Here is a 1,168-nt window from a genome sequence, read left to right as displayed (position 1 = left end):
CTCGGCGGCGGAGCAGCCGCGCAGGGCGCGCCCGCTCAGACCGATGGTGCGGCCATCCTGGGCCACATCTTTGGCACCAGCCAGGAGCGCGCCGAGACGGGCCTGGGGCAGGCCACGGGGCTGGGCGCGGGGGCCGGGCAGCTGCTGCAGATGCTGGCGCCCATCGTGATGTCGTTCCTGGCCCAGCGCATGCGCGCGGGCGGCATGGACGCGGGCGGGCTGGGGCAGGTGCTCGGCCAGGAACACGCCCGCGTGCAGCAGCAGGACGGCCTGGCTGGCGGCCTGCTGGGCCGGCTGCTCGACCAGGATGGTGATGGCCAGGTGGGCCTGGGGGATCTGCTCAAGATGGGCAGCGGCCTGCTGGGCGGGCGCCGCTGAAGCGGGGCGGCCAGCGCACCGCCGCAGAGAAAAGTGCGGGGTGTATGCCGCATGGGCGCGTGGGCGCCTGTGGCCCCGGCGCAAGAGCCGGGCTTGCGCACCGGTCCGCTCGGCAGCGCGCCCACGGATAGGGTGTTGCGCGGGGCCTGCCGCGTGGGGTCTGTGGCCGGTCCGCTTGCTCTTCGGTGCATGCGGTGTTGCGCGCAAGGCAGGATGCGTTGAAACTCCCCCATGTCAGCCATCACTTTCATGGAGGCCTCTCATGACCGCCGTCGCAGACATACTCAGATCCAAGAGGGACAACACCGTCCACCGTATCGGGCCGGACGATTCCGTGTTCGACGCGCTCCAGCGCATGGCCGACAAGGGCATCGGTGCCCTGCTGGTCATGGAGGGTGACGCCATCGTGGGCATCGTCACAGAGCGCGACTACGCCCGCAAGATTGCCCTGCTGGGGCGCAAATCCTCGGCCACGCTGGTGCGCGACGTCATGACGGCCGACGTGATGTACGTGCAGCCTGCGCAGACCAGCGAGGAATGCATGGCCCTCATGACCGAGAACCGCCTGCGCCACCTGCCCGTGGTCGAAGGCGGAAAGCTGGTGGGGCTGATTTCCATCGGAGATTTGGTCAAGGACATCATCTCCGAGCAGAAATTTATCATCGAGCAGCTCGAGCACTACATCACCGGCGGCGGGCGCTGAAACGGGCCTGGCGCTGGCGCGGCAGGTATCGCTGCGCTTGCACGGCTTGCATGGCTCGCATTGGCCGGCAAGCCCGCGTCTGCACGG

The 1,168-nt window shown here is 69.1% G+C and carries 2 protein-coding genes; both read left to right on the top strand.

The window, feature by feature from the left end; translation table 11 throughout:
- Window positions 1-378: DUF937 domain-containing protein (locus ACDELDRAFT_RS22775; RefSeq protein WP_005801458.1), on the top strand; the 378-nt coding region annotated here is incomplete at its 5' end.
- Window positions 379-640: 262 nt separating this feature from the next.
- Window positions 641-1,081, top strand: a complete 441-nt coding sequence (locus ACDELDRAFT_RS22770) for a CBS domain-containing protein (RefSeq protein ID WP_005801456.1) — start codon at window positions 641-643, stop codon at window positions 1,079-1,081.
- Window positions 1,082-1,168: the final 87 nt, after the last annotated feature.

The sequence above is a fragment of the Acidovorax delafieldii 2AN genome, from assembly GCF_000175235.1.
GTDB lineage: Bacteria > Pseudomonadota > Gammaproteobacteria > Burkholderiales > Burkholderiaceae_C > Acidovorax > Acidovorax delafieldii_B.
Note: the sequence above shows the minus strand (reverse complement) of the source record. Positions and strands in the feature narration are given on the sequence as shown.